The organism is Streptomyces sp. NPDC085866, assembly GCF_044541035.1.
In the GTDB taxonomy this organism is placed as follows: Bacteria; Actinomycetota; Actinomycetes; order Streptomycetales; family Streptomycetaceae; genus Streptomyces.
On sequence record NZ_JBITSQ010000011.1, the window covers coordinates 88,652 to 109,604 of the forward strand.

A 20,953-nucleotide genomic window follows, 5' to 3' on the forward strand; every position below is an offset into this window, starting at 1 on the left:
ACTCCTCGTGCCTACTCGGCCGAGGGCGCCTCACCCTCGTCCGTGCCGGTGGTCGCGGCACCCTCGGCGGTCTCGTCGACGGCATCCTCGCCGTCGACCTCCTCCGCCTCGCGCCCCGCCTCGGCGTTACGTGCGATACCGACCACGGCATCGCGCTTGCCCAGGTTGATCAGTTGGACGCCCATGGTGTCACGGCCCGTCTCCCTGACCTCGTTGACTCGCGTACGAATCACACCGCCGGACAGGGTGATCGCGAGGATCTCGTCGTTCTCCTCGACAACCAGCGCGCCGACGAGAGAACCGCGGTCCTCCACGATCTTGGCGGCCTTGATACCGAGGCCGCCGCGACCCTGGACGCGGTACTCGTCGACAGCGGTCCGCTTCGCGTACCCGCCGTCCGTGGCAGTGAACACGAACGTACCGGGTCGAACAACATTCATCGACAGAAGTTCATCGCCCTCACGGAAACTCATCCCCTTGACGCCGGAGGTGGCGCGGCCCATCGGGCGCAGGGTGTCGTCCGAGGCGGTGAACCTGATCGACTGTGCCTTCTTGCTGATCAGAAGCAGATCGTCGTCGGCCGAGACCAGCTCGGCACCGATCAGCTCGTCGTCCGAGCCGTCCTCGCGCTCACGCAGGTTGATCGCGATCACACCGCCGGAACGGGGCGAATCGTAATCCTTCAGAGGCGTCTTCTTGACCAGGCCGGACTTGGTGGCCAGGACCAGGTACGGCGCCGCCTCGTAGTCGCGGATCGCGAGGATCTCGGCGATCGCCTCGTCCGGCTGGAAGGCGAGCAGGTTCGCCACGTGCTGGCCGCGCGCGTCCCGGCCGGCCTCGGGCAGCTCGTACGCCTTCGCCCGGTACACCCGGCCCTTGTTGGTAAAGAACAGCAGCCAGTGGTGCGTGGTGGAGACGAAGAAGTGGTCGACGATGTCGTCTTCCTTCAGCTTCGTGCCGCGCACGCCCTTGCCGCCGCGCTTCTGCGCCCGGTAGTCGTCCGTCTTCGTCCGCTTGACGTAACCGCCGCGCGAGACGGTGACGACGATGTCCTCCTCGGCGATCAGGTCCTCGATGGACATGTCGCCCTCGTACGGGATCAGCTTGGTCTGGCGGTCGTCGCCGTACTTCTCGACGATCGCGGCCAGCTCCTCGCTGACGATCCCGCGCTGGCGGACCGGGGAGGCCAGGATCTGGTTGTACTCGTTGATCTTCGCCTGGAGCTCGTCGTGTTCCTGGACGATCTTCTGGCGCTCCAGGGCGGCCAGCCGGCGCAGCTGCATCTCGAGGATGGCGTTCGCCTGGATCTCGTCGATCTCCAGGAGGCCCATCAGGCCGGTGCGCGCGACGTCGACGGTCTCACTGCGCCGGATCAGCGCGATGACCTCGTCGATGGCGTCCAGGGCCTTCAGCAGACCGCGCAGGATGTGGGCGCGCTCCTCGGCCTTGCGCAGCCGGAAGCGGGTCCGGCGGACGATGACCTCGATCTGGTGCGTCACCCAGTGGCGGATGAACGCGTCCAGGGAGAGGGTGCGCGGCACGCCGTCGACCAGCGCCAGCATGTTGGCGCCGAAGTTCGTCTGCAGGTCGGTGTGCTTGTACAGGTTGTTCAGGACGACCTTGGCGACCGCGTCCCGCTTGAGGACGATCACCAGGCGCTGGCCCGTACGGGACGACGACTCGTCGCGGACGTCCGCGATGCCGCCGATCTTGCCGTCCTTCACCAGGTCGGCGATCTTCTGCGCCAGGTTGTCCGGGTTGACCTGGTACGGCAGCTCCGTCACCACCAGGCACTGGCGGTTCTGGATCTCCTCGACCTCGACCACCGCGCGCATCGTGATGGAGCCGCGGCCGGTACGGTACGCCTCCTCGATGCCCTTGCGGCCCACGACGAGCGCACCGGTCGGGAAGTCCGGGCCCTTGATGCGCTCGATGAGCGCGTCCAGCAGCTCCTCGTGCGTGGCCTCCGGGTTCTCCAGGTACCACTGGGCGCCGGCCGCGACCTCGCGCAGGTTGTGCGACGGGATGTTGGTCGCCATGCCGACCGCGATACCGGCCGAGCCGTTGATCAGCAGGTTCGGGAAGCGGGAGGGCAGGACGGTCGGCTCCTGGGAGCGGCCGTCGTAGTTGTCCGTGAAGTCGACGGTCTCCTCGTCGATGTCACGGACCATCTCCATCGACAGCGGCGCCATCTTGCACTCGGTGTAGCGCATGGCGGCCGCCGGGTCGTTGCCCGGAGAGCCGAAGTTGCCGTTGGAGTCCACCAGCGGCATCCGCATCGACCACGGCTGGGCGAGGCGCACCAGCGCGTCGTAGATCGAGGAGTCGCCGTGCGGGTGGTAGTTGCCCATGACGTCGCCGACCACGCGCGCGCACTTGTAGAAGCCGCGCTCGGGGCGGTAGCCGCCGTCGTACATCGCGTACAGCACACGGCGGTGGACGGGCTTGAGACCGTCCCGGACGTCGGGCAGCGCGCGGGACACGATGACAGACATCGCGTAGTCCAGGTACGAGCGCTGCATCTCCGTCTCGAGCCCGACGGGCTCGATGCGCATCACGATGTCGCCGCCCTCTTCAGGGGTGACAGGAGTGTTCTCGTCGGCCATTGCTGGTGAAGATCCTTTCTGCTGCGGTCAGCTGAGACCGACTCAGATGTCGAGGAAGCGGACGTCCTTGGCGTTGCGCTGAATGAACGCGCGGCGGGCCTCGACGTCCTCGCCCATCAGGACCGAGAACAGGTCGTCGGCCTGGGCGGCGTCGTCGAGGGTGACCTGGCCGAGGACGCGGTGCTCGATGTCCATGGTGGTCACGCGCAGCTCCTCGGCGTTCATCTCGCCGAGACCCTTGAAGCGCTGGATCGAGTCCTCGCGGACCCGCTTGCCGCGCTGACGGCCCATCTCCAGCAGGGCGTCGCGCTCGCGGTCCGAGTACGCGTATTCGACGTCCTCCCGGCCCCACTTGATCTTGTACAGGGGCGGACGGGACAGGAACACGTGCCCGGCCTCGACCAGGGGCCGCATGAAGCGGAACAGGAAGGTCAGCAGCAGGGTGTTGATGTGCTGGCCGTCGACGTCGGCGTCCGCCATCAGGATGATCTTGTGATAGCGGAGCTTCTCGATGTCGAAGTCCTCGTGCACGCCGGTGCCGAAGGCGGAGATCAGCGCCTGGATCTCCTGGTTCTGCAGGATCTTGTCGATCCTGGCCTTCTCGACGTTGAGGATCTTGCCGCGGATCGGGAGGATCGCCTGGTACTGCGGGTTGCGGCCGGACTTGGCCGAGCCGCCGGCGGAGTCGCCCTCGACGATGAAGATCTCGCACTTGGTGGGGTCGTTGGACTGGCAGTCCGACAGCTTGCCCGGCAGGGACGCGCTCTCCAGCAGGCCCTTGCGGCGGGTCAGGTCGCGGGCCTTGCGGGCCGCCACGCGCGCGGTGGCCGCCTGGATGCCCTTGCGGACGATGTCCGCGGCCTCGACCGGGTTGCGATCCAGCCAGTCGTTGAGGTGCTCGTAGACCGCCTTCTGCACGAAGGTCTTGGCCTCCGTGTTGCCCAGCTTGGTCTTCGTCTGACCCTCGAACTGCGGCTCGCTCAGCTTGACCGAGATGATCGCGGTCAGACCCTCACGGATGTCGTCACCGGTGAGGTTGTCGTCCTTCTCGCGCAGCAGCTTCTTGTCGCGCGCGTACTTGTTGATCAGGCTCGTGAGGGCCGCGCGGAAGCCCTCCTCGTGCGTACCGCCCTCGTGGGTGTGGATGATGTTCGCGAAGGAGTACACGCCCTCGCTGTAGCCGCTGTTCCACTGCATGGCGACCTCGAGGGACAGGCTCTTGTCCTTGTCCTCGGCCTCCAGGTCGATCACGGTGGGGTGGACCGCGTCTCCCTTGCGGGAGTTGAGGTACTTCACGAAGTCGACGATGCCGCCTTCGTAGTGGTACGTGACGGTCTTGACCTCGGCCTTCTCGTCCGCGCCCGCCTCGTCCGCACCGCTGGTCGCCTTCGCCGACTCGCGCTCGTCGGTGAGCCGGAGGGTCAGGCCCTTGTTGAGGAAGGCCATCTCCTGGAAGCGCCGGGACAGCGTCTCGAAGGAGTACTCGGTGGTCTCGAAGATGTCGGGGTCGGCCCAGAAGGTGACCGAGGTGCCGGTCTCGTCCGTCGCCTCGTGCTGGTCGAGCGGGGCCGTCGGGACGCCGAGCTTGTAGTCCTGCGTCCAGCGGTGGCCGTCCGTCCTGATCTCGACGGCGACCTTCGTGGACAGCGCGTTCACGACGGACACACCCACACCGTGCAGACCGCCGGAGACGGCGTAACCGCCGCCGCCGAACTTGCCGCCCGCGTGCAGCACGGTCAGCACGACCTCCACGGCCGGCTTGCCCTCGGAGGGCACGATGCCCACGGGGATGCCACGGCCGTTGTCGACGACGCGCACGCCGCCGTCGGCGAGGATCGTCACGTCGATGGTGTCCGCGTAGCCCGCCAGCGCCTCGTCGACCGAGTTGTCGACGACCTCGTACACCAGGTGGTGCAGACCGCGCTCGCCCGTGGAGCCGATGTACATGCCGGGCCGCTTGCGGACCGCGTCCAGCCCTTCGAGCACGGTGATGGCGCTGGCGTCGTAGGACGCGGAGGCGGTGGCCTCGGCAGTCACGCCGGCGTCGGTGGACGGGATGTTCTCGTTGGGGTTGCCGGAATCGGCCACGAAGCGCCCTTTCTGGCACAGCACGAGCCGGGCTCGTCGGCGGGTTGCCGGAGCGGCTGCGGCATGTTGCGTTGGTAAGCCTTGATCAGCGTTGCTCAGCTTTTCCCGGGCGGTCCCCACGATTGGGGCGGGATTGGCTTCCAGTCTACCGGTAGCGCCGACAGTGATGGGGGTTTGCCGGTACCTGAGTCCTCATGTGCCGCCCTCAACCGGTCTCGGCCGGGTCCCGATATGCGGATGGGGGCTCCGAGGGGCTCACAGCGCCACTCAGCGCTTCGGGCCGTCAACCCTTGGCTACTGGGGGGTCAGCTCGCTGTCCACACCTGTGCACAGGGCTGCGACAAGGGGTACGACGGCACCACGCCCCGACCGCGCGACGTGAGGTACGTCACCCGTAGGTATCGCCCGGGCCCGTGCTTCCCGGAGCCCGCAGCGGACCGTAGCGCCGGGCGGGACCGCCGGGACCGTTGACCTTGAGCAGGCGGACCGTGCCGTGGCCGAGGTCCTCGTTGAGCCGGGCGACCAGGGTCGGGGCGAGCAGCCGCAGTTGGGTCGCCCACGCCGTCGAGTCGCACTGCACGGACAGCACCCGCTCGTCCTCGTCGTACCGCTGCGGCACACAGTGCTTCGCCAGGTCCTCGCCGACGATCTGCGGCCAGCGGCCCATGACACCGCCCACCGCGGCCGGCGTCTCCCAGCCGCGCTCGTTGAGCAACCGGTTGATCGCGGCACCGAGCGCCATCGGGTCACGCCCGTCGGCGCGCGCACCCGAGCGCAGACCGCCGCCGCGCCGCGCCTGCTTCTTCTGCCGCGCCGCGTCGCCACGCGCGCGTGCCTGCTCCTTCGCGGCGCGCAACGCCACGCGCGCGAGGTCGACACCGGAGGGCTCCGGAGACTTCCCGGGGTTCTTCGGGGTGGGTTCGTCGGTGCTCATACGCGCTCCACCGTCCCGTCGGCCACCGCATAGCGGGCGCCGACCAGTACATGCGGTACGTCGTCGTCCACAGCGGCGGTGACCAGCACCTGCTCGCCGGGCGCGACCAGCTCGGCCAGCCGCTCACGGCGGCGGGCGTCCAGCTCGGCGAACACGTCGTCGAGGATCAGCACCGGCTCGTTGCCCTCCGCGCGCAGCAGGTCGTACGAGGCCAGGCGCAGGGCGAGGGCGTAGGACCACGACTCGCCGTGGGAGGCGTAGCCCTTGGCGGGCAGCTCGCCGAGTTTGAGCATCACATCGTCCCGGTGAGGACCCACAAGGGTGACGCCCCGCTCGATCTCCTGCTTGCGCGCCTCCGTGAGCGCCGCCATCAGCTGGGCGTACAGGTCCTCGCGGGTGTGCGCCTCGCCGGGCGCGGACGGCTTGTACTCCAGCGCGATCGGACCGCCGCCCGGGGCCAGCTGCTCGTACGCCTTGTCGGCCAGCGGCTGCAGCGCGGCGACCAGGTCCAGGCGCTGGGCGAGCAGCTCGGCGCCCGCGCGCGCGAGGTGCTGGTCCCACACGTCGAGCGTGGACAGGTCCATCGAGCGGCCGCCGTGCCTGCGCGCGAGCGCCGCGGTCTTCAGGAGCGTGTTGCGCTGCTTGAGCACCCGCTCGTAGTCCGAGCGCACGCCCGCCATGCGCGGCGCGCGCGCGGTGATCAGCTCGTCCAGGAACCGGCGCCGCTCACCGGGATCGCCCTTGACCAGCGCGAGGTCCTCCGGAGCGAACAGCACGGTCCGCACGATGCCCAGCACGTCCCTCGGCCTGACCTGCGAGGACCGGTTGATGCGGGCGCGGTTGGCCCGGCCGGGGTTCAGCTCCAGCTCGACCAGCTGCTGCCGCTCGCCCTGTCTGACCTGCGCCCGGATGACGGCCCGCTCGGCACCCATGCGGACCAGGGGGGCGTCGGAGGCGACGCGGTGGCTGCCGAGGGTGGCGAGGTAGCCGACCGCCTCGACCAGATTGGTCTTGCCCTGCCCGTTGGGGCCGACGAAGGCGGTGACGCCCGGGTCGAGCGGGACCTCGACCCGGGCGTACGAGCGGAAGTCGGCCAGCGAAAGATGCGTGACGTGCATGGTCGTTCGCCGACCTCCCCCAGGGTTGTGGATCGCGGAGCGACCCTGTGGATTACTTCTTCTCTACGGCGTGGCCGCCGAACTGGTTGCGCAGCGCGGCGATCATCTTCATCTGCGGCGAGTCCTCCTGGCGGGAGGCGAACCGCGCGAACAGCGACGCGGTGATCGCGGGAAGCGGCACCGCGTTGTCGATGGCGGCTTCCACAGTCCAGCGTCCCTCACCGGAGTCCTGTGCATAACCGCGCAGCTGTCCGAGGTGCTCGTCCTCGTCCAGCGCGTTCACCGCGAGGTCGAGCAGCCAGGAACGGATGACCGTGCCCTCCTGCCAGGAGCGGAAGACCTCGCGGACGTTCTCCACGGAGTCGACCTTCTCCAGCAGCTCCCAGCCCTCGGCGTAGGCCTGCATCATCGCGTACTCGATGCCGTTGTGGACCATCTTCGCGAAGTGGCCCGCGCCGACCTTGCCGGCGTGCACCGAGCCGAAGTCACCCTCCGGCTTGAGCGCGTCGAAGACGGGCTGCACCTTGGCGACGTTCTCGGCGTCGCCGCCGTACATCAGCGCGTAGCCGTTCTCCAGGCCCCAGACGCCGCCGGAGACACCGCAGTCGACGAAGCCTATGCCCTTGGCGGCCAGCTCCTCGGCGTGCTTCTCGTCGTCCGTCCAGCGGGAGTTGCCGCCGTCCACGACCACGTCGCCGGGCTCCAGCAGCTCGCCGAGCCGGTCGATCGTGGACTGCGTGGCGTCGCCGGCCGGGACCATCACCCAGACCACGCGCGGACCGCTGAGCTTGCCCACAAGCTCTTCCAGGCTGTGGACATCCGCGAGATCGGCGTTGCGGTCGTATCCGATGACGGTGTGGCCCGCGCGGCGGATCCGCTCGCGCATGTTGCCGCCCATCTTGCCGAGGCCGACGAGACCGAGCTCCATCAGTTGTGTTCCTTAGGTTGCTGTGTGGCGTGTGGGGCACCTGCGTACCCGGGTCCGAGCCTAGTCCCGGACCCTCACGCACAGCTGTGGGCATACGCGCTCATACGTATGCCCTCACCTGGGGCTTTGTCCTGTGGATACCGGCGGCCGCGGCTCAGCCGCTGAGCCGCACCGGCATGATCAGGTACTTGTAGGCCTCGTCCGCCTCGGCGTCCAGCGCCGGCTTGCCGCTGAGCAGCGCGGGCTTGGTGGACGTCGTGAACGACAGCTGGGCCACCGGGGAGTCGATGGCGCTCAGACCGTCCAGCAGGAAGGTCGGGTTGAAGGCGATAGAGATGTCGTCGCCCTCCAGCTGGGCGTCGACCCTTTCCACAGCCTGTGCGTCGTCGCTGGAGCCGGCCTCCAGGATCAGCACGCCCTGCTCGAAGCTCAGCCGCACCGGGGTGTTCCGCTCGGCGACCAGGGCCACACGCTTGACGGCCTCCACGAAGGGGGCGGTCTCGATCACGGCGACGGAGTTGAACTCGGTCGGGAACAGCGTGCGGTACTTCGGCAGGTCGCCCTCGAGCAGACGCGTGGTCGTACGACGGCCCGCGCCCTCGAAACCGATGAGGCCCTCGCCCGCACCCGAGCCGGACAGCGCCAGCGTGACGCTGTCGCCCGCGCCGAGCGACTTGGCGGTGTCCAGGAGCGTCTTGGCCGGGACCAGGGCGACCGCGGAGGCGTCCGGGTTCTCCGGCTTCCACAGGAACTCGCGGACCGCGAAGCGGTAGCGGTCGGTGGAGGCCAGGGTGACCGTGTCGCCCTCGATCTCGATGCGCACACCGGTGAGGACGGGCAGCGTGTCGTCACGGCCGGCGGCGATGGCCACCTGGGACACGGCGGCGGCGAAGACCTCGCCGGGGACGGTGCCCGTCGCGGTCGGCATCTGCGGCAGCGCCGGGTACTCCTCCACAGGCAGGGTGTGGAGTGTGAACCTCGAGGAGCCGCAGACCACGGTCGCCCGTACACCGTCTGTGGAAATCTCCACCGGGCGGTTGGGGAGAGCGCGGGAGATGTCGGCGAGCAGGCGGCCGGACACGAGGACCGTGCCCTCCTCCTCGACCTCGGCCTCGACGCTCACGCGAGCGGAGACCTCGTAGTCGAAGCTCGACAGGCTCAGCTGGCCGTCCTCGGCCTTCAGCAGGAGGCCGGCGAGGACAGGCGCCGGCGGACGGGCCGGGAGGCTGCGTGCAGCCCACGCCACTGCCTCCGCGAGTACGTCGCGTTCCACCCGGATCTTCACCGTAAGCCGCCTCCTGCTGTTGCTACTGAGTCCTCCGACTCGGTGTCACCGCCCACTGCGAAGGGCAGGACACCGGGGACCAGTCTGACGCACCGCACTGACAGTAGGTGCCTGTCGGGGTCAAGTCGCTCCGACGGGCAGCCGGGCTCGAGAGCGCGAGTTGTGCACAGGCCCCGCTTCGAAACGGATTCCGAGCTCTCTCTAGTCGGGAGTAGTAGTAGGGGCTGTGGATACCGTGGATAACCACGTTTGCCCAGCTCAGAGCGGGAATTTTGTCCACTGACCCTGTGGGTGGAGGCGGTGGACAACCAGGGGTCTCTGTGGAGAACAGAAAGTTCTGCACACACCGCCCACAGCTCGAGGGCAGTTCTCCCCAGCTGTGTCCCCAGGTTTACCCACGTTTCCCACACCCCAATCCGGCAGCTTCGTGTGACGGCTTTCACTCGACGCGGTGAGAGGGTGCGTCGCGTTGCCGAACAGTGGACAGCCATGTGGAGAAGCCGGGGTTCACTGGGGACAACCGGGCTCAGCCTGTGGGCTTCCCGTGGAAAACCTCGTGCACAGCCTGTGGATCTCTGCTTCGTCCACAGGCTGTGGAGATCGTTCGTCCACGATTCCACAGGCAGCTGAGCTGGGCGGACGCCGCTTCCCCAGGCTCCCTGTGGATGCAGTTCGGGACAACTCGACAGTCCCCAGGATGTGGACGGAAGAAACTCACCGAATCTGTGGAGAGTGGCCGTAACCAGGCACTTAATCGAACACTCGGTGGCCGGGGAGGGACGCCCGCGGCACGGCGACGGGCCGTCGGCGGGACGCGATGAGCCGTCGGCAGGAGGCGATGACGGGTGCCGACGGCTGCCTGGGACGCGGAGGACGGTCGGCCGGGGATGCGGAGGACGGTCGGCCGGGGGCGCGAAGATCGGCCGCCGGGCATCCGAAGAACGGCGGCCAGGGTCGCGAAGATCGGCCGCCGGGGAAGTGGGAGCGGCTGCCAGAGGACCCGGACCCGGAGAACGGCCGCCGGGGACGCGAGAGAGGCTGCCCGGACGCGAAAAGGCGCCCTCGGGATGTCCTCCCGAGAGCGCCCTCAGTGCCTGCCTGCGGCTGCCGTCAGCCGTTCTTGATGCGGTTCGTCAGCTCGGTCACCTGGTTGTAGATCGAGCGCCGCTCGGCCATCAGCGCGCGGATCTTCCGGTCCGCGTGCATGACGGTCGTGTGGTCGCGGCCGCCGAAGTGCGCGCCGATCTTCGGCAGGGACAGATCCGTGAGCTCACGGCACAGGTACATGGCGATCTGGCGGGCCGTGACCAGCTGGCGGCCGCGAGAGGTGCCGCACAGGTCGTCGACCGTGAGACCGAAGTAGTCGGCGGTCGACGCCATGATGGCCGACGCGGTGATCTCGGGAGTCGAGTCCTCGCCCCCGGGGATCAGGTCCTTGAGGACGATCTCGGTGAGGCCCAGGTCCACCGGCTGCCGGTTGAGCGAGGCGAACGCCGTCACCCGGATCAGCGCGCCCTCCAGCTCACGGATGTTCCGCGAGATCCGGGAGGCGATGAACTCCAGTACCTCCGGCGGGGCGTTGAGCTGCTCCTGCACCGCCTTCTTGCGCAGGATCGCGATGCGCGTCTCCAGCTCGGGCGGCTGGACGTCGGTGATCAGACCCCACTCGAAACGGTTCCGCAGCCGGTCCTCCAGCGTCACCAGCTGCTTGGGCGGCCGGTCGCTGGAGAGCACGATCTGCTTGTTCGCGTTGTGGAGCGTGTTGAAGGTGTGGAAGAACTCCTCCTGCGTCGACTCCTTGTCCGCGAGGAACTGGATGTCGTCGACGAGCAGGATGTCCATCTCGCGGTAGCGCTTGCGGAAGCTGTCGCCCTTGCCGTCGCGGATGGAGTTGATGAACTCGTTGGTGAACTCCTCGGAGCTGACGTACCGCACGCGCGTGCCCGGGTAGAGGCTGCGCGCGTAGTGCCCGATCGCGTGCAGCAGGTGCGTCTTGCCGAGCCCCGACTCCCCATAGATGAACAGGGGGTTGTACGCCTTCGCGGGCGCCTCGGCGACGGCCACCGCGGCCGCGTGCGCGAACCGGTTGGAGGCGCCGATGACGAACGTGTCGAAGAGGTACTTCGGGTTCAGGCGCGCGGTCGGCTCACCGGGACCGCTCGCCGGCGCGGGCTTCGCGGCCGGCAAACCGGGCACACCGCTCCCGCCGGCCGGCGGCAGGTCCGGGCGGCCGGGGCCGCCGCGGTGCACCGGGCCGGCCCCGGCCGACTGGTCGGGCCGCTCACGGCGGACGGGGTCGCGCTGGTCGTACTCCGCGCGCGGAGAGTCGTAGTCCGGGCGCTCGTACTCCGAGCGGTCATAGTCCGGACGGTCGTAGTCCGGTCGGTCGTACTCCGGGCGCGGGGCGTCGTAGTCGCCGCGCTGCTGGTCGTACGACGGTCGCTCCATGCCCTTCGGGCGGTAGTCCTGGGACGGCGAGCCGTAGGTGTCCTGCCCCGGGGAGCCGTAGGAGTCCTGGGACGGCGAGGCGTACGGGTCGCGCTCGGGGAAGCCGAGGCGCGGCTGCTGCCAGCCGTACTCGTCCTGTCCGGGCCGCGGCCAGGCGCCGGGCTCGGGCCGCTGGTACTCGGACGGATACGCGGGCCGGGCGGTCGGCAGCTGGTCCCCGCGGGAGGCCGGCTCGCTGCCCGGGAGCGGTTCGGCGGCACGGTGCCGGCCGTAGCCCTCGTACGGTCCGGAGGGCAGCTCCGGCTCCTCGTAGCGCGGCTGCCGCTGCGGCTGGGCAGGGGGCGCCTGCGGGGCCGGCGGCTCGCCCGCGGAGTCGTCCACGGTGATCGCGATGCGGATGGGGCGGCCGCACTCGCGGCTCAGGGTCTCGCTGACGATCGGCGCGAGACGGCCCTCCAGTACGTTCTTCGCGAATTCGTTCGGTACGGCGAGCAGAGCGGTGTCGGCGACCAGCGCGAGCGGCTGGCAGCGTCGGATCCAGTGCTCGTCCTTCGCCTCGACACCCTGTCCGCGGCCCTCACCGAGGAGCTGCTCGAGTACTCGTGGCCACACTGCGGCAAGATCGGCAGGTACGTCAGCCACAGGGCACGCTCTCTCACAGGTCCCACGAACGTGTGGTTGTGGGACGGGTCGGGATGAAAATCGGGTCGGGCGGGGATAAGGGAACGAATCGGAGTCCAGCCACGGTAGTCAGCGCGGCGGGTACGGTTCAAGTTGTTGTCCCCAGCCTGTGGATAGTGTCTCTCGGCGCACCCCGGTTTGACCGGATGGCGTAGCCCCGCGTACCGTAACCAGGTCGAGTTGTCGATGGCTGCTGCCGCCTGCCTCCGAAGGGCACAGGTCACGTCAGGTGATCGGGAAGCGGTGCACTCGGGCGTGACGCGAGCTACTCGTGGGCGCACGGTGACAGCCAGGACGGCACCCGCCACCACCGATTTGATTTCTGGAGCCCCCGAGTGAGCAAGCGCACCTTCCAGCCGAACAACCGTCGTCGCGCGAAGACCCACGGCTTCCGCCTGCGGATGCGTACCCGTGCCGGCCGCGCGATTCTCGCGAACCGCCGTAGCAAGGGTCGCGCCAGCCTGTCCGCCTGATCCTGATCAGGTCATGACGTCGTGCTGCCTACCGAGCATCGGCTGAGGCGGCGCGAGGACTTCGCGACCGCGGTACGACGGGGTCGTCGGGCAGGCCGCCCGACTCTCGTCGTCCACCTTCGTAGCGGTGCCACGGACCCGCACGCGCCAGGGGAGAGCGCTCCCCCGACGCGTGCGGGTTTCGTCGTGAGCAAGGCTGTGGGTGGAGCGGTCGTGCGCAACAAAGTGAAGCGCAGACTGCGCCACCTGATGCGTGACCGAGTCGCCCTGTTTGCCCCCGGTAGCCTGGTAGTCGTACGAGCGCTGCCCGGAGCGGGCGACGCAGACCACGCACAGCTGGCCCGAGACCTGGATGCCGCCCTCGAGCGGCTGCTGGGAGGGGGCGCGCGATGAAGTACCCGCTGCTGGCTCTGATCAAGCTGTACCAGTGGACGATCAGTCCGTTGCTGGGGCCGGTGTGCAAGTACTACCCGTCGTGCTCCCATTACGGCTACACAGCCATCGACCGGCACGGTGCGATCAAGGGAACGGCACTCACCGCCTGGCGCATCCTCCGGTGCAACCCGTGGTCGCTCGGCGGTGTGGACCATGTTCCGCCGCGCAAGCGCCCGCGGTGGCACGAAATGCTGCGCAACGCTTGGCGCGCACGCAAGGGCGGGACCTCCGCCGCCGAACCGGCCATCGAGGAGAAGCCTCACTCCGAGCTTCCTTCGAGCCCGGCCGCAGAGACTTCGTCCCATGCCCAAGGAGCATGATTAGTGGACACGATTGCCAGCCTCTTCAGCTTCATCACGACACCTGTCTCCTGGGTCATCGTCCAGTTCCACACGGTGTACGGAGCCATCTTCGGCCCCGACACCGGGTGGGCCTGGGGCCTGTCGATCGTGTCCCTCGTGATTCTGATCCGCATCTGCCTGATCCCGCTCTTCGTGAAGCAGATCAAGGCGACCCGGGCCATGCAGACGCTCCAGCCCGAGATGAAGAAGATCCAGGAGCGCTACAAGAACGACAAGCAGCGTCAGTCCGAAGAGATGATGAAGCTGTACAAGGAGTCGGGCACCAACCCGCTCTCCTCGTGCCTTCCCATCCTGGCGCAGTCCCCGTTCTTCTTCGCCCTGTACCACGTGCTCAACGGCATCGCGTCCGGGCAGACCATCGGCGTCATCAACCAGTCGCTGCTGGAGAGCGCCCGTAAGGCGCACATCTTCGGGGCTCCGCTCGCCGCGAAGTTCAAGGACAGCGCCGAGACGATCCACGCTCTGGGCGCCTCGGTCGTCGACGTGCGTGTCGTGACCGTGGTCATGATCGTCATGATGTCGGCGTCGCAGTTCTACACGCAGCGCCAGCTGATGACGAAGAACGTCGACACCACGGTGAAGACGCCGTTCATGCAGCAGCAGAAGATGCTGATGTACGTCTTCCCCATCATGTTCGCCGTCTTCGGTATCAACTTCCCGGTCGGTGTCCTGATCTACTGGCTGACCACCAACGTGTGGACCATGGGCCAGCAGATGTACGTCATCCACAACAACCCGACCCCGGGTTCCAAGGCCCAGGCCGCCTACCTGGAGCGCCTCACCAAGCACGTCACGCACCACGGCAAGATCCGTCGCCGCAGCGAGAAGACCATCGTCAAGGCGATCGTCGCCAAGGGCCGCGACCGCAATGAGTTCGAGCGCAAGTTCATCAACGGCCTGAGCAAGGCGGGCCTCGCGGCCCAGACCGACGGCACCGTGGTGAAGAGCGAGAGCCAGGCCGTGGTGCAGACCGAGGACGGCACGACGGCGACCACCACCGCTGCCGCCCGGCGCCAGCAGCCCAAGCGTCAGACCAAGGCCCAGCGCCAGTCCGGCGGGACCAAGCCGGGCGACGAGACGTCGACCACCTCGCTGGAGAAGTCCGACGCCGACGAGCCGCAGGACGCCAAGCCAGCCGCTGCCAAGCAGCCTCAGAAGCCCGGCTCCGGCACCCGCAGCAAGGCCCAGTCCGGCCAGCGCAAGGGTGGCCCGCAGCGGCCCAAGTCCCCGTCCAAGAAGTAAGAAGGAGCCCATCCCGTGACGGAAGGCACCACCTCCGCTGCTGCCGAGGGTGCAGACACCCTCACCCGCCTGGAGCAGGAGGGCGAGATTGCGGCGGACTACCTGGAAGGTCTGCTGGACATCGCCGACCTCGACGGTGACATCGACATGGACGTCGAGGCCGACCGCGCCTCCGTGTCGATCATCAGCGACACCAGCAGCCGCGACCTGCAGAAGCTGGTCGGCCGCGACGGCGAGGTGCTGGAGGCACTGCAGGAGCTGACGCGCCTGGCCGTGCACCGGGAGACCGGCGACCGCAGCCGTCTGATGCTGGACATCGCGGGCTACCGCGCCAAGAAGCGCACCGAGCTGTCCGAGCTGGGTGCCAAGGCCGCCGCCGAGGTCAAGAACACCGGCGAGCCCGTGAAGCTCAAGCCGATGACCCCGTTCGAGCGCAAGGTCGTGCACGACGCGGTCAAGGCCGCCGGGCTGCGCAGCGAGTCGGAGGGCGAGGAGCCGCAGCGGTTCGTCGTCGTACTGCCCGCCTGATCGGTCCCTCACGTTTCACCGGCCCCGTCTGCCCGCAGACGGGGCCGAACTTTGTCAGCCTGGTAGTTCTGGTGGCCGGTGCGCGAAGCACCGGCGCTGTACGGAAGGACGGTCCCCGTGACGGAGGCAGCGGAGCTTCCCCCCGCGCCCGAGCAGGCTCGGGAAGTGTTTGGTGATCGCTTCGCCGATGCGGTCCGCTATGCGGAGCTGCTCGCCGAGGCGGGCGTGCAGCGTGGCCTGATCGGCCCACGCGAAGTGCCCCGTCTGTGGGAGCGGCACCTGCTGAACTGCGCGGTGCTCTCGGAGGCGGTCCCCGAAGGGGTGACGGTGTGCGACGTCGGCTCGGGCGCCGGCCTGCCGGGCATTCCGCTGGCCCTGGTCCGGGACGACCTGACCATCACCCTGCTGGAGCCCCTGCTGCGGCGCACCACCTTCCTCACCGAGGTCGTCGAGCTGCTGGGCCTGGATCACGTCACTGTGGTGCGTGGCCGGGCCGAGGAGGTCATGGGCAAGCTGCCGCCGGTCCATGTGGTGACGGCCCGCGCCGTGGCCCCGCTGGACCGTCTGGCCACCTGGGGCATCCCGCTGCTGCGCCCGTACGGCGAGATGCTCGCGCTCAAGGGGGACACTGCCGAGGAAGAGCTGAAGTCGGCGGCCACCGCGCTCAGCAAGCTCGGCGCGGTGTCGACCTCCATCCTGCATGTGGGCGAGGGCGTGGTGGATCCCCCGTCCACGGTCGTACGGGTCGAGGTGGGAGAGAGCCCGGGCGGTGTCCGTTTCGCGGCCAAGCGGGCCAAGGCGGCCCGGACGGGGCGGGCACGGCGACGTCGCTGACACGCGAGATCGGCGTTGCCGGCCCTGGAGGCAGGCGTCACTGATCCGCCCTGACGACGAGACGTACTCCACACAAGCTGCCAAACGTACGCAAGCCGGAGTGTCGCGAAGGTCAGGCCGCCGTCGCTGTGCATCGTGTTTCACGTGAAACGTCGCTCACTGCTGCACGGCATCATCAGTCGCGGCCGCGCCGCGGCCGAACCTCGCGACCGGAGGCCTCTCGGTTCACTCGGAGAGGCACCGGAGTTGTCCACAGAGGTGGATTTCTCCACAGAACACCAGGCCTCACTGGTTCACGACCCCGAAGACATGGGAGGCTCTGTTCATTGCGAGCCTGAAGTCGAGGAGAGTGAATCCGTGCGGTCCGACGCCAACATCGCGGGACCGATGACCGATCCGGTCCCCGGTCCCCGTACCGAGTCGATGGGGGCGGATGTTTCACGTGAAACACCGCCCCCGATGGACGACACTCCCATCGGTCGCGCTGCCCAACTGGCGGTGGAGGCTCTGGGCCGCGCCGGCGAAGGCCTGCCGCGCCCCGAGCAGACCCGAGTCATCGTGGTCGCCAACCAGAAGGGCGGCGTGGGCAAGACCACGACGACCGTCAACCTTGCCGCTTCGCTGGCTCTGCACGGCGGCCGCGTTCTGGTGATCGACCTCGATCCGCAGGGCAATGCGTCCACGGCGCTGGGTATCGATCATCACGCGGAAGTGCCATCCATCTACGACGTGTTGGTGGAGAGCAGGCCGCTCGCCGAGGTCGTTCAGCCCGTCCCCGATGTCGAAGGCCTCTTCTGCGCCCCTGCCACCATCGATCTCGCCGGTGCGGAGATCGAGCTGGTGTCCCTGGTGGCCCGTGAGAGCCGGCTGCAGCGCGCGATCCAGGCGTACGAGCAGCCGTTGGACTACATCCTCATCGACTGCCCGCCCTCGCTGGGCCTGTTGACGGTCAACGCGCTGGTCGCGGGCCAGGAGGTCCTCATCCCCATCCAGTGCGAGTACTACGCGCTGGAGGGACTGGGCCAGCTGCTCCGCAACGTCGACCTGGTGCGGGGGCACCTCAACCCCACCCTGCATGTGTCGACCATCCTGCTCACCATGTACGACGGCCGGACGCGTCTCGCCTCGCAGGTCGCCGAAGAGGTGCGTACCCACTTCGGTGACGAGGTGCTGCGGACGAGCATTCCTCGCTCGGTCCGTATCTCCGAGGCGCCGAGCTACGGGCAGACGGTGCTGACTTACGATCCTGGATCGAGCGGTGCCCTCTCCTATCTTGAGGCGGCCCGAGAAATCGCGCTGAAGGGCATTGGCATCAGCTATGACGCCAGTCAGGCCCACATCGGCGCCCAGAACGACCCGAGCATGGTGGAGGGGATCCAGTGAGCGAGCGACGGAGGGGGCTGGGCCGTGGACTCGGCGCGCTGATTCCTGCTGCCCCGACCGAGAAGAACCCGGCTTCGGCCGCGATGGGGAGCGGAACGCCCACGTCCCCGGCAGCGGTCCCGGTGCTGACGACCGACCGCGGGGTGGCCGCGGCGAAGGTGGCCACCCTGCCGCCTGTTTCACATGAAACCGAGGAGCCCTCGGTGAGCCCTGCCGCAGAGGCTCCCGCGCCTCCGGTGGGCGCCCACTTCGCCGAGCTGCCGCTCGACGCCATCACGCCGAACCCGCGCCAGCCGCGTGAGGTCTTCGACGAGGACGCGCTGCAAGAGCTGGTCACCTCCATCAAGGAGGTCGGTCTCCTCCAGCCCGTCGTCGTACGACAGCTGGGTCCCGGCCGCTATGAGCTGATCATGGGCGAGCGTCGCTGGCGGGCCTGCCGTGAGGCCGGCCTCGAGGCCATCCCGGCGATCGTCCGGGCCACCGATGACGAGAAGCTCCTCCTGGACGCCCTGCTGGAGAACCTGCACCGGGCGCAGCTGAACCCGCTGGAAGAGGCTGCCGCTTACGACCAGCTGCTGAAGGACTTCAACTGCACGCACGACCAGCTGGCGGACCGCATCGGGCGCTCCCGTCCGCAGGTCTCCAACACCCTGCGGCTGCTGAAGCTGTCGCCGGCGGTCCAGCGCAGGGTCGCCGCCGGGGTCCTCTCCGCTGGGCACGCCCGGGCGCTGCTGTCGGTCGACGACTCGGACGAGCAGGACCGGCTGGCGCATCGCATCGTGGCCGAGGGCCTCTCGGTGCGAGCCGTCGAGGAGATCGTGACCCTGATGGGTTCGCGGCCCCAGACGACCCAGCGCTCCAAGGGTCCGCGGGCCGGTGCCCGGGTCTCCCCGGCGCTGAGCGAACTGGCCACCCGTCTGTCGGACCGCTTCGAGACCCGGGTGAAGGTCGACCTCGGTCAGAAGAAGGGCAAGATCACCGTCGAGTTCGCCTCCATGGAGGACCTTGAGCGGATCCTCGGCTCACTCGCCCCGGGCGAGGGGCCGGTTCTTCAGAAGGGTCTCCACGACGGCGACTCCGAGGAGCAGGACGACTGAACCTCCGGCGGTCCCGCCGGAGGGTGCAGGGGAGCGGATCGCATCCGGTGTGTACCGGAACGCGGTCCGCTCTTTGCTTTGAGGCAGGTATCGAGGGAATCGCTTCGTGGATACGATGCGGATGGGGTATGGCGCATCCACCTGGCGGATCTCTGAGTGGGGAGACAGGGGCCATGCGATCGATGAGCCGCACCGGACTGGTGAGCGCTGGCCTGGGCCTTGGGGCCGTCGGCGGATTCGTCGGCAGCCTGCTCAGGGAACGCAGCGCTCTGACAGCCGCTCGCGACGCAGCGGGCGAAGGAAGCGAGGAACAGCCTTCATGGGGCGTCGGCTCGTACCGCTCACGCTGGACAACCTTCAGGACCTTCCCAAGCGCTGTCGCTCGTGCGTCTTCTGGGAGCTCGACCCCGTCAGCGGCGAAGCCGCGGTAAAGGCGGGCACCTCCGCGCTGGAGAAGGAGTCCTGGATCTCCGCCGTCCTGCTGGACTGGGGATCGTGCGGCCGGGTGGTCTACGTCGACGACGTCCCCGTGGGCTTCGTTCTCTACGCACCGCCGGCCTACGTCCCGCGCTCCACGGCGTTCCCGACGAGTCCGGTCTCACCGGATGCCGTCCAGCTCATGACGGCGTTCATCATGCCCGGCTACCGGGGGCAGGGGCTGGGCCGGGTGATGGTCCAGACGGTCGCCAAGGACCTGCTGCGCCGGGGCTTCAAGGCGATCGAGGCGTTCGGTGACTCCCGCTGGAGAGAACCCGCCTGTCTGCTGCCCGCCGACCATCTCCTGGCCGTGGGCTTCAAGACGGTCCGGCAGCATCCCACGCACCCCCGTCTGAGGCTGGAGCTGCGCTCGACGCTCTCCTGGAAGGAAGACGTGGAGATGGCGCTCGACCGGCTGTTGGGAGCCGTACAGAAGGAGCCGGTGCTGCGCCCGCTGTAGAGGTCGGTGTCAGCCGAAGGCCTCATACGAATGGGCCAACCCAGAGGGGTTGGCCCATTCGTGTTTCACGTGAAACGTCACTCGGCGATGAACTCGTCGAGGTCGCGCACCAGCGCAGCCTTCGGCTTCGCACCGACGATCGTCTTGACGACCTCGCCGCCCTGGTAGACGTTCAGGGTCGGGATGGACATGACGCCGTACTTGGCGGCCGTCCCCGGGTTCTCGTCGATGTTCAGCTTGACGATCTCGATCTTGTCGCCGTGCTCGGCGGCGATCGCCTCGAGGGACGGAGCGATCTGGCGGCACGGGCCGCACCACTCGGCCCAGAAGTCCACCAGGACGGGCTTGTCGTTCTTGAGGACGTCCTCGTCGAAGGACGCGTCGGTCGTGCTCTTCAGGGCCACGATGGGTTCCTTATCTTCTGCGGTGGGGCGGGGGAAGGGGAAGGTCAGACGGTGGCGGCGGCCTCGGCCTTGTCCTCGTCCGCGAGGGCGGAGAGGAAGCGCTCGGCGTCGAGGGCGGCGGAGCAGCCGGTGCCGGCCGCGGTGATCGCCTGCCGGTAGGTGTGGTCGACCACGTCACCGGCGGCGAAGACACCGGTCAGGTTCGTGCGGGTGGACGGGGCGGCGACCTTCAGGTAGCCCTCCTCGTCCAGGTCCAGCTGGCCCTTGAACAGCTCGGTGCGCGGGTCGTGGCCGATCGCGATGAAGAGGCCCGTCACCGGCAGGTCGGAGAGCTCGCCGGTCTTGACGTTGCGCAGCTTCAGACCGGAGAGCTTCTGGTCGCCCTGAATCTCGGCGACCTCGCTGTCCCAGACGAACTTGATCTTCGGGTCGCCGAAGGCACGCTCCTGCATCGCCTTGGAGGCGCGCAGGGTGTCACGGCGGTGGACGATCGTCACGGACTTGGCGAACCGCGAGAGGAAGGTGGCCTCCTCCATCGCGGTGTCGCCGCCGCCGATCACGGCGATGTCCTGGTCCTTGAAGAAGAACCCGTCACAGGTGGCGCACCAGGAGACACCGCGGCCGGAGAGCGCGTCCTCGTTCGGGAGGGCGAGCTTGCGGTGCTGGGACCCGGTGGTGACGATGACGGCCTTCGCCCGGTGCACCGTGCCCGCTGTGTCGGTGACGGTCTTGATCTCACCGGTCAGGTCGACGGAGACGATGTCGTCCGGGATCAGCTCGGCGCCGAAGCGCTCCGCCTGCGCCCGCATGTTGTCCATCAGCTCAGGCCCCATGATGCCGTCGCGGAAGCCCGGGAAGTTCTCCACCTCGGTGGTGTTCATCAGCGCGCCACCGGCGGTGACGGCCCCCTCGAACACCAGGGGCTTCAGCGACGCGCGCGCGGTGTAGAGCGCCGCCGTGTAGCCTGCCGGCCCGGAGCCGATGATGATCACGTTACGGACGTCGCTCACGGCTTGGTTCCTCGTCTCTGGTCTGCGTCAGTCGACCGGTGGGAGCCCCTTTCAGAACTCCCACCCCACCCAACGGATCCTAAGGGGCGCGCATTCCCGCTGTGTCCGGGCACACGGGGATCGCACACGGTACGGATGACCGCACAGACGGAGACGAATC

Annotated in this window: 18 protein-coding genes; 9 read left to right on the forward strand and 9 right to left on the reverse strand. The window is 68.4% G+C overall.

Annotation, left to right across the window (positions count from 1 at the left end; all coding sequences use genetic code 11):
- Window positions 1-11: 11 nt before the first annotated feature.
- From gyrA to dnaA, 7 genes are all read right to left on the reverse strand, one after another.
- On the reverse strand, window positions 12-2,606 hold the full coding sequence (gyrA, locus tag ACIF83_RS27585; RefSeq protein WP_393474760.1) for a DNA gyrase subunit A: 2,595 nt from the start codon (window positions 2,604-2,606) through the stop codon (window positions 12-14).
- Between the two features lie 42 nt (window positions 2,607-2,648).
- Complete coding sequence (gene gyrB / locus ACIF83_RS27590; RefSeq protein WP_393474758.1) at window positions 2,649-4,718, reverse strand: DNA topoisomerase (ATP-hydrolyzing) subunit B; 2,070 nt, start codon at window positions 4,716-4,718, stop codon at window positions 2,649-2,651.
- 364 nt (window positions 4,719-5,082) lie between these two features.
- On the reverse strand, window positions 5,083-5,628 hold the full coding sequence (locus ACIF83_RS27595) for a DUF721 domain-containing protein (protein WP_145878975.1): 546 nt from the start codon (window positions 5,626-5,628) through the stop codon (window positions 5,083-5,085).
- Window positions 5,625-6,746: a DNA replication/repair protein RecF gene (gene recF / locus ACIF83_RS27600; RefSeq protein WP_393474753.1), complete on the reverse strand. Its 1,122-nt coding sequence runs from the start codon at window positions 6,744-6,746 to the stop codon at window positions 5,625-5,627. The genes ACIF83_RS27595 and recF overlap by 4 nt, the downstream gene beginning before the upstream one ends.
- 52 nt (window positions 6,747-6,798) lie before the next feature.
- A complete protein-coding gene (gene gnd / locus ACIF83_RS27605; RefSeq protein ID WP_393474750.1) occupies window positions 6,799-7,674 on the reverse strand; it encodes a phosphogluconate dehydrogenase (NAD(+)-dependent, decarboxylating) in 876 nt (291 codons plus the stop codon).
- A gap of 154 nt (window positions 7,675-7,828) precedes the next feature.
- A complete protein-coding gene (dnaN, locus tag ACIF83_RS27610) occupies window positions 7,829-8,959 on the reverse strand; it encodes a DNA polymerase III subunit beta (RefSeq protein WP_389179031.1) in 1,131 nt (376 codons plus the stop codon).
- A 1,110-nt stretch (window positions 8,960-10,069) separates the two neighbouring features.
- Window positions 10,070-12,049 (reverse strand): chromosomal replication initiator protein DnaA, encoded by a 1,980-nt coding sequence (gene dnaA, locus ACIF83_RS27615; RefSeq protein WP_399730864.1) that lies wholly within the window; start codon window positions 12,047-12,049, stop codon window positions 10,070-10,072.
- A gap of 374 nt (window positions 12,050-12,423) precedes the next feature.
- On the opposite strand from dnaA, the gene rpmH reads away from it, so the two are divergent.
- From rpmH to ACIF83_RS27660, 9 genes are all read left to right on the forward strand, one after another.
- Entirely contained in the window at window positions 12,424-12,561 is a 138-nt protein-coding gene (gene rpmH / locus ACIF83_RS27620; RefSeq protein WP_005482975.1) for a 50S ribosomal protein L34, read from the forward strand.
- 21 nt (window positions 12,562-12,582) lie between these two features.
- Window positions 12,583-12,954, forward strand: coding sequence for a ribonuclease P protein component (gene rnpA / locus ACIF83_RS27625; RefSeq protein ID WP_393474744.1), 372 nt, complete (start codon window positions 12,583-12,585; stop codon window positions 12,952-12,954).
- The gene (gene yidD, locus ACIF83_RS27630) at window positions 12,951-13,316 is read left to right on the forward strand and encodes a membrane protein insertion efficiency factor YidD (RefSeq protein WP_393474741.1); all 366 of its coding nucleotides are present in this window, start codon (window positions 12,951-12,953) and stop codon (window positions 13,314-13,316) included. Before rnpA ends, yidD begins: the two co-directional genes overlap by 4 nt.
- Before the next feature lie 3 nt (window positions 13,317-13,319).
- Window positions 13,320-14,600 (forward strand): membrane protein insertase YidC, encoded by a 1,281-nt coding sequence (gene yidC, locus ACIF83_RS27635; protein ID WP_399730869.1) that lies wholly within the window; start codon window positions 13,320-13,322, stop codon window positions 14,598-14,600.
- 15 nt (window positions 14,601-14,615) lie between these two features.
- Window positions 14,616-15,128, forward strand: a complete 513-nt coding sequence (locus ACIF83_RS27640) for a protein jag (protein WP_393474735.1) — start codon at window positions 14,616-14,618, stop codon at window positions 15,126-15,128.
- Window positions 15,129-15,245: 117 nt separating this feature from the next.
- Window positions 15,246-15,962 (forward strand): 16S rRNA (guanine(527)-N(7))-methyltransferase RsmG, encoded by a 717-nt coding sequence (gene rsmG / locus ACIF83_RS27645; RefSeq protein ID WP_393474732.1) that lies wholly within the window; start codon window positions 15,246-15,248, stop codon window positions 15,960-15,962.
- Window positions 15,963-16,271: 309 nt separating this feature from the next.
- Entirely contained in the window at window positions 16,272-17,345 is a 1,074-nt protein-coding gene (locus ACIF83_RS27650; RefSeq protein ID WP_094218891.1) for a ParA family protein, read from the forward strand.
- The gene (locus tag ACIF83_RS27655; RefSeq protein WP_393474729.1) at window positions 17,342-18,442 is read left to right on the forward strand and encodes a ParB/RepB/Spo0J family partition protein; all 1,101 of its coding nucleotides are present in this window, start codon (window positions 17,342-17,344) and stop codon (window positions 18,440-18,442) included. The genes ACIF83_RS27650 and ACIF83_RS27655 overlap by 4 nt, the downstream gene beginning before the upstream one ends.
- Before the next feature lie 319 nt (window positions 18,443-18,761).
- Window positions 18,762-19,379, forward strand: a complete 618-nt coding sequence (locus tag ACIF83_RS27660) for a GNAT family N-acetyltransferase (RefSeq protein ID WP_398138736.1) — start codon at window positions 18,762-18,764, stop codon at window positions 19,377-19,379.
- A 77-nt stretch (window positions 19,380-19,456) separates the two neighbouring features.
- Here the strand turns inward: ACIF83_RS27660 and trxA are convergent, their stop codons facing one another.
- On the reverse strand, window positions 19,457-19,786 hold the full coding sequence (gene trxA / locus ACIF83_RS27665; RefSeq protein ID WP_393475384.1) for a thioredoxin: 330 nt from the start codon (window positions 19,784-19,786) through the stop codon (window positions 19,457-19,459).
- Between the two features lie 41 nt (window positions 19,787-19,827).
- A complete protein-coding gene (gene trxB, locus ACIF83_RS27670) occupies window positions 19,828-20,793 on the reverse strand; it encodes a thioredoxin-disulfide reductase (protein WP_393474723.1) in 966 nt (321 codons plus the stop codon).
- Window positions 20,794-20,953 lie beyond the last annotated feature (160 nt).